The 7,286-nt window shown below is 70.1% G+C and carries 5 protein-coding genes; 4 read left to right on the forward strand and 1 reads right to left on the reverse strand.

Annotated features, from left to right (window positions below):
* The 3 genes from CCN56_RS09180 to CCN56_RS09190 form a co-directional block, all read left to right on the forward strand.
* Positions 1-1,318, forward strand: a 1,318-nt coding sequence (locus tag CCN56_RS09180; protein WP_107484120.1) for an amino acid permease, incomplete at its 5' end; no start/stop codon positions are given.
* 116 nt (positions 1,319-1,434) lie between these two features.
* Positions 1,435-2,847: an amino acid permease gene (locus tag CCN56_RS09185; RefSeq protein WP_086825366.1), complete on the forward strand. Its 1,413-nt coding sequence runs from the start codon at positions 1,435-1,437 to the stop codon at positions 2,845-2,847.
* Between the two features lie 164 nt (positions 2,848-3,011).
* A complete protein-coding gene (locus CCN56_RS09190; protein WP_086825368.1) occupies positions 3,012-3,659 on the forward strand; it encodes a superoxide dismutase in 648 nt (215 codons plus the stop codon).
* Positions 3,660-3,782: 123 nt separating this feature from the next.
* On the opposite strand, the gene CCN56_RS09195 is transcribed toward CCN56_RS09190, so the two are convergent.
* Positions 3,783-4,418, reverse strand: a complete 636-nt coding sequence (locus tag CCN56_RS09195; RefSeq protein ID WP_086825370.1) for a DsbA family protein — start codon at positions 4,416-4,418, stop codon at positions 3,783-3,785.
* 158 nt (positions 4,419-4,576) lie between these two features.
* Here CCN56_RS09195 and pepN point away from each other — a divergent pair, with 158 nt between their 5' ends.
* On the forward strand, positions 4,577-7,123 hold the full coding sequence (gene pepN / locus CCN56_RS09200) for an aminopeptidase N (protein ID WP_086825372.1): 2,547 nt from the start codon (positions 4,577-4,579) through the stop codon (positions 7,121-7,123).
* The last annotated feature ends 163 nt before the right edge of the window (positions 7,124-7,286 follow it).

Below are 7,286 nucleotides of genomic sequence, written 5' to 3' on the forward strand. Positions count from 1 at the left end.
CGGCGATCAGGTACGAGACCACGATGCCGGGCCCGGCATCGTGGTCTCGTACCTGATCGCCGGCGCGCTCGCGATGCTGGTGATGCGGATGCTCGGCGAGATGTCGGCGGCGATGCCCGCCTCGGGCGCGTTCTCGGTCCACGCGGAGCGGGCGCTCGGCCGCTGGGCGGGGTTCTCGGTGGGCTGGCTGTACTGGTTCCTGCTCGTCGTGGTCCTCGCCGTGGAGGCGACGGGCGCGGCGCGGATCGCGCACGGCTGGGTGCCGGGCGTGCCGCAGTGGGGCTGGGTCCTCGTCTTCATGATCGTGTTCACCCTCGCCAACCTGGCGGCGGTGAAGAACTTCGGCGAGTTCGAGTTCTGGTTCGCGGCGCTCAAGGTCGGCGCGATCGTCCTCTTCCTCGTCCTCGGGGTGCTCGCGATCGTCGGGTGGCTGCCCACGGCGTCGATTCCTTCTGGGGACCCCGTGGGCCTCGCGAACCTGACCGGGCAGGGCGGTTTCCTGCCCAACGGCTGGTCCGGGGTGGTGTCCGGAGTCCTCGCCGTCGTCTTCGCCTTCGGCGGTCTCGAGGTCGTCACCATCGCGGCGGCCGAGTCCGACGACCCGGCGCGGAACGTGGCGCGCGCGGTGCGCAGCGCGGTCTGGCGGATCCTCTTCTTCTACGTGGGTTCGATGCTGGTCGTCGTGACGCTGCTGCCGTGGACCTCGATGAAGCCGGGCGAGTCGCCGTACGTGGCGGTCCTGGACGCGATCGGGGTGCCGGGGGCCGGTCAGATCATGAACGTAGTGGTGTTCGTGGCGCTGCTCTCGGCGCTCAACGCGAACCTGTACGGCTCGTCCCGGATGGTGTTCTCGCTCGCGGAGCGCGGGGAGGCGCCGAAGGGGCTCCTGAAGTTCTCCGGCGGAGGGGGCCCCTCCCGGACGGAGTCCGGGGGAGTGCCGCGCCGGGCGGTGCTCGCCTCGGTGGCCTTCGGCTTCGTCTCCGTCCTGCTCAATCTCAAGTGGCCGGATTCCGTCTTCCTCTACATGCTCAACGCCGTCGGGGCGGTGCTCCTCTTCGTCTGGGCGCTGATCGCGGTCTCCCAGCTGCGGCTGCGGCGGCGGATCGAGCGGGAGGCGCCGGAGACGCTGACGCTGAAGATGTGGGGCTTCCCGTGGCTGAGCTGGGTGGCGCTGGCCGCGATGGGCGCGGTGCTGGTCCTGATGCTGAACGACGACGGGGCGCGCCCGCAGGTGCTGTGGTCGGCGGGGGCGACCGGCGCGGTGCTGCTGGTGGCGTGGGTACGGGGGCTGCGCACTTCCTCAACAAAGCGGAACTGATTCTTCACTTTGCGTGAAGGTCGTGACCGTATAGCGGACTCCGGTTCCCTCTGAGCGGTGCGCCCACCCAGACTGTGGGCTCCCTCCCCGTCTCAGCTAGTGAACAGGGCTCGCCCATGTCTCGGACCACCGCGCCCGCGCCGGCCGACCGCAAGGACGGCGCGACCGCACCTGCCGAGGGCCTGTCACACGGCCTCAAGCAGCGCCATCTCTCGATGATCGCCCTCGGCGGCGTCATCGGCGCCGGGCTCTTCGTCGGCTCCGGCGCCGGCATCGCCGCCGCCGGGCCCTCGATCGTCATCGCCTACGCGATCTCGGGCGTCCTCGTGATGCTCGTGATGCGGATGCTCGGCGAGATGTCGGCCGCGAACCCGGCCTCCGGCTCCTTCTCCGTCCACGCCGAGCGCGCCTTCGGCTCCTGGGCGGGCTTCACCTCGGGCTGGGCCTTCTGGTTCCTGCTCTGCGTCGCCGTCGGCCTGGAGGGCATCGGCGCCGCGAAGATCATGACCGGCTGGTTCCCCGGCAGCCCCGAGTGGGCCTGGGTCGCGCTCTTCATGCTGGTCTTCTGCGTCACCAACCTGGCGGCCGTGAAGAACTTCGGCGAGTTCGAGTTCTGGTTCGCGGCGCTCAAGGTCGGCGCGATCGTCCTCTTCCTCGGCATCGGCGTCCTCGCGATCCTCGGCGTCCTGCCCGGCACGGACGCCCCCGGCACCGCGAACCTCACCGGCGAGGGCGGCTTCTTCCCGCACGGCACCGAGGGCCTCATCGTGGGCCTGCTGGCCTCCGTCTTCGCGTACGGCGGCCTGGAGACGGTCACCATCGCGGCGGCCGAGTCGGAGCACCCGGTGCAGGGCGTCGCCAAGGCCGTCCGTACGGCGATGTGGCGGATCGCGCTCTTCTACATCGGCTCCATGGCGGTCATCGTCACCCTCGTCCCGTGGGGCGACAAGGCGGTCGTCGAGAAGGGCCCGTACGTCGCCACGCTGGACCACCTGGGCATCCCGGCGGCCGGCCAGATCATGAACGTGGTCGTGCTCGTCGCCCTGCTCTCGGCGATGAACGCCAACATCTACGGCGCCTCCCGGATGGCCGGCTCGCTGGTCGCCCGTGACCAGGGCCCGAAGGCGCTGGGCAAGCTGTACGGCGGGGTCCCCCGTCCGGCCGTGCTCGTCTCCTGCGTCGTCGGCTTCGGCTGCGTCCTGCTGAGCTACTGGTCGCCGGACAAGGCCTTCATCTGGCTGCTCAACACCATCGGCGCGATCATCCTGGTCGTCTGGTTCTTCATCGCCGCCTCCCAGCTGGTGCTGCGCCGCCGCACCGAGCGCGAGGCGCCCGAGAAGCTGGTCGTGCGGATGTGGCTCTTCCCGGCGCTGACCTGGGTGGCGCTGGCCGGCATGGCGGCGATCTTCGTCCTGATGGCCCGCGAGGAGGGCACCCGTGTGCAGCTGTACTACACGGGCGCGCTGACGCTGGTGCTCGCGGTCGTCGGCTTCGTACGCCAGAAGACGGCGGCGGGCCGGGCCTCCTGACGCCTTCCCCGCTCGCACGAAACCCCCGGACCACCGCTCGGTCCGGGGGTTTCGTCATGCCCTGGCGCGCGCCCCAGGACGAAGGGCTGATCAACTTCCCTCTCAGCTGCTGTTAGCCTGCACTTGCACAGAGGTTGCAATAAGCCGTCGAAGGGCTCGGGCACATGGCGATCTACACACTTCCGGAGCTGCCGTACGACTACGCGGCGCTGGAGCCGGTGATCAACCCGCAGATCATCGAGCTGCACCACGACAAGCACCACGCCGCGTACGTGAAGGGTGCGAACGACACCCTGGAGCAGCTGGAGGAGGCGCGCGCGAAGGACCAGTGGGGGGCGGTCAACGGCCTGGAGAAGAACCTGGCCTTCCACCTCTCCGGCCACATCCTCCACTCCATCTACTGGAACAACATGGCGAGCCCGAAGGGCGGCGAGGGCGGCGGCGAGCCGCTGGCCGCCGACGGCGTCGGTGAGCTCGCGGACGCGATCACCGAGTCCTTCGGCTCCTTCGCCAGGTTCAAGGCCCAGCTGACCAAGGCCTCCGCGACCACCCAGGGCTCCGGCTGGGGCGTCCTCGCGTACGAGCCGGTCAGCGGCCGCCTCATCGTCGAGCAGGTCTACGACCACCAGGGCAACGTCGGGCAGGGCTCGGTCCCGATCCTGGTCTTCGACGCCTGGGAGCACGCCTTCTACCTGCAGTACAAGAACCAGAAGGTCGACTTCATCGAGGCCATGTGGCAGGTCGTCAACTGGCAGGACGTGCAGCGGCGCTATGCGACGGCGAAGGCCTCGGTGCCGCTGATCTCCATCTGATCTCCGTCTTGGGAACAGGCTCCTGCTCGTGATCGTCTTCTCAACCTTCACCGGGCAGGCGGATGAAAGGAGAACCCCCGCGATGACAGGAATCGCGGGGGTTCTTCCGTACCGGGACGGGGACTACTCGAAGCTGGGCGCCGCCGTCCGCGTGCGCTTGATCTCGTAGAAGCCCGGCGTCGACGCCACGAGCAGCGTGCCGTCCCACAGCCGGGCCGCCGCCTCGCCGCGCGGGGTCGGGGTGACGACGGGACCGAAGAAGGCGACCTCGTCGCCCGTCGGGCCCGGCACCGCGATGACCGGGGTGCCGACGTCCTGGCCGACCTTCTCTATGCCCTCCGTGTGGGAGGCCCGCAGCTCGGTGTCGTACGTGTCCTTGTCGGCGAAGTCCGCCAGGTCCTCGGGCAGGCCGACGTCCTTCAGCGCGCCGGCGATCGCCTCACGGGTCGGGCCCTCGCCGTTGTTGTGGAAGCGGGTGCCGAGCGCCGTGTAGAGCTTGCCTACGTACTCCTCGCCGTGCAGCTCCTTAGCGGCGACCACCACGCGGACCGGGCCCCAGGCCTGGGTCTCCAGCATCTCGCGGTATTCGGCGGGGACCTCGTCGAGCCGGTTCTCGTTGAGCACCGCCAGGCTCATGACCTTCCAGCGCACGTCGACCGGGCGCACCTGCTCGACCTCCAGCATCCAGCGGGAGGTCATCCAGGCCCACGGGCACAGCGGGTCGAAGTAGAAGTCGGCGGTGGTCCTGCTCTCGGACATGTCACTCCTCGGTAAGGCCGCGATGAAGGGCTTGCGCCGAAAAGGGGGAACATCCCGGGGGCCGACCGCATTCCCGCGCGTCGGCATCGCCGTGTGCCGCGTGACAGCAGCGCATGGGAGGATCGGTGCTGTTTCGAACGCGCCACGAAGGAGTGACCGTGCCCGGTGAGAATCTGTCCCGCGACGAGGCCCACGAGCGGGCCGCGCTGCTGTCCGTCGACGGGTACGAGGTCGTCCTCGACCTCAGGTCGGCGGTCGGCGACTCCGACGAGGCGGTGCGCACCTTCCGCTCGCGGACGACGATCCGCTTCCGCCGTACGGGGACGGGCGACGCCACCTTCGTGGACCTGATCGCCCCGTCCGTGAACGCGATCACGCTCAACGGCCGTTCCCTCGACCCGGCGGTCGTCTTCGACGGCGCGCGGATCGCGCTCGACGACCTGGCCGACGAGAACGTCCTCGTGGTGGACGCGCAGTGCGCCTACAGCCGCACCGGCGAGGGCATGCACCGCTTCGTCGACCCGGAGGACGGCGAGGTCTACCTCTACACGCAGTACGAGCCGGCCGACGCCCGCCGGGTGTACGCCAACTTCGAGCAGCCCGACCTCAAGGCCCCGTACCGCTTCTCGGTGACCGCGCCCGAGGGCTGGACGGTGTGGAGCAACGGTGCCGGGGAGCAGGACGCCGAGGGCGTGTGGCGGTTCGCGGAGACGGCGCCGATCTCCACGTACATCACGTGCGTCGTGGCCGGTCCGTACCACTACGTGACCGACAGCTACACGCGCGGCGACCTGGAGATCCCGCTCGGCGCGATGTGCCGGAAGTCGCTCGCGAAGCACTTCGACGCGGACGACGTCTTCCTGATCACCAAGCAGGGCTTCGACTTCTTCCACGACAACTTCGACTACCCGTACCCCTTCGGGAAGTACGACCAGGCCTTCGTCCCCGAGTACAACCTCGGCGCGATGGAGAACCCGGGCATGGTGACCTTCCGCGAGGAGTACATCTACCGGGGCAAGGTCACCCAGGCCGCGTACGAGAGCCGGGCCAACGTCATCCTGCACGAGATGGCGCACATGTGGTTCGGCGACCTGGTCACCATGGTGTGGTGGGACGACCTGTGGCTGAAGGAGTCCTTCGCGGACTTCATGGGCTCCTTCGCGAACGCCGAGGCCACCCGCTTCACCAACAGCTGGGTGACCTTCGCCAACAACCGCAAGGCCTGGGCGTACCGCGCCGACCAGCTGCCGTCCACGCACCCGGTCACGGCCGACATCCGTGACCTGGAGGACGCCAAGCTCAACTTCGACGGCATCACGTACGCCAAGGGCGCCTCGGTGCTCAAGCAGCTCGTCGCGTACGCCGGGCGGGACGCGTTCCTTGAGGGCGCGCGCCGCTACTTCAAGCGCCACGCCTACGGGAACACGCGCCTGGCCGACCTTCTCGCGATCCTGGAGGAGACCTCCGGGCGCGACATGAAGGCCTGGGCGAAGTCCTGGCTCCAGACCTCCGGCGTCAACAGCCTGACCCCGGCCGTCACCTACGACGCGGAGGGCCGGATCACCGAGCTCGCCGTCCTCCAGGAGGGCGACGAGCTGCGTCCCCACCGGGCGGCCGTCGGCCTCTACCGGCTCTCGGGCGGGGAGCTCGTGCGGTACGCGCGGGCCGAGGCCGACATCACCGGCGCCCGGACCGTCGTCGACGGGCTCGCGGGCGAGGAGAGGCCCGACCTGGTCCTCGTCAACGACGACGACCTCACCTACTGCAAGATCCGCTTCGACGAGGGCTCGCTCGCGACCCTGCGGGAGCACCTCGGCGACATCACCGACCCGCTGGCCCGCGCCCTGTGCTGGTCGGCGCTGTGGAACCTGACCCGCGACGGGCTCATGCCCGCCCGGGACTTCGTCGCCGTCGCGCTCGCCTTCGCGGGCCGCGAGACCGACATCGGCGTCCTGCAGATGGTGCACGGCTGGACGAAGTCGGCCGTCACCCTCTACGCGGCGCCCGCGTGGCGCGAGGAGGGCGGGCGGCTGCTCGCCGAGGGCGGGCTGCGCGAGCTGCGGGTGGCCGAGCCGGGCAGCGAGCACCAGCTGACCTGGGCGCGGTTCTTCGCGGCGACCGCCTCCACCGAGGCCGACTTCCAGCTCCTGGAGGGGCTGCTCGACGGCACGGCGAAGATCGACGGCCTCGACGTCGACCAGGAGCTGCGCTGGGCGCTGCTCTCCCCGCTGGCCGTGCACGGGCGCGCGGACGAGACCCGGATCGGCGAGGAGCTCGCCCTCGACGACACGGCGTCGGGCAAGCGCCACCAGACCCGTCTGCTCGCCTCGCGGCCCTCGGCGGCGGTCAAGGCGCAGGCCTGGGCGCAGGTCGTCGAGTCGGACACCCTGTCGAACGCGCTGGTCGAGGCGACCATCGCGGGCTTCGTCCAGCCCTCGCAGCGCGAGCTGATCGCGCCGTACGCGGAGAAGTACTTCGCGGCGATCGAGCGGCTGTGGGGCGAGCGGTCGATCCAGATCGGCATCGACGTGGTCCGGGGCCTGTTCCCGGGGCTCCAGGACCGTCCGGAGACGCTGGCCGCGACGGACGCGTGGCTGTCGGAGCACGCGGCGGCCGCGCCGGCGCTGCGTCGTCTCGTGCTCGAGGCGCGGGACGACCTGGCGCGGGCGCTGCGGGCGCAGGAGTGCGACGGCCTGGCCCCGTGAGTTCCGGCCGATGGGGGCCGCGGACCGCGGCCCCCATCGGCCGTCGAACGTGCGTACTTTAGGGCGAGGTTGTCCCTAAATGTCGACGAGCGTGTAACAGGGGTTAGGGGAGCCTTCGGGCGCGGAAGACCCCCGACATGAACCACAACACCCCCATCACCCC

The sequence above is a fragment of the Streptomyces sp. NRRL B-24572 genome (assembly GCF_002156145.1).
Classification (GTDB): Bacteria; Actinomycetota; Actinomycetes; order Streptomycetales; family Streptomycetaceae; genus Streptomyces; species Streptomyces vietnamensis.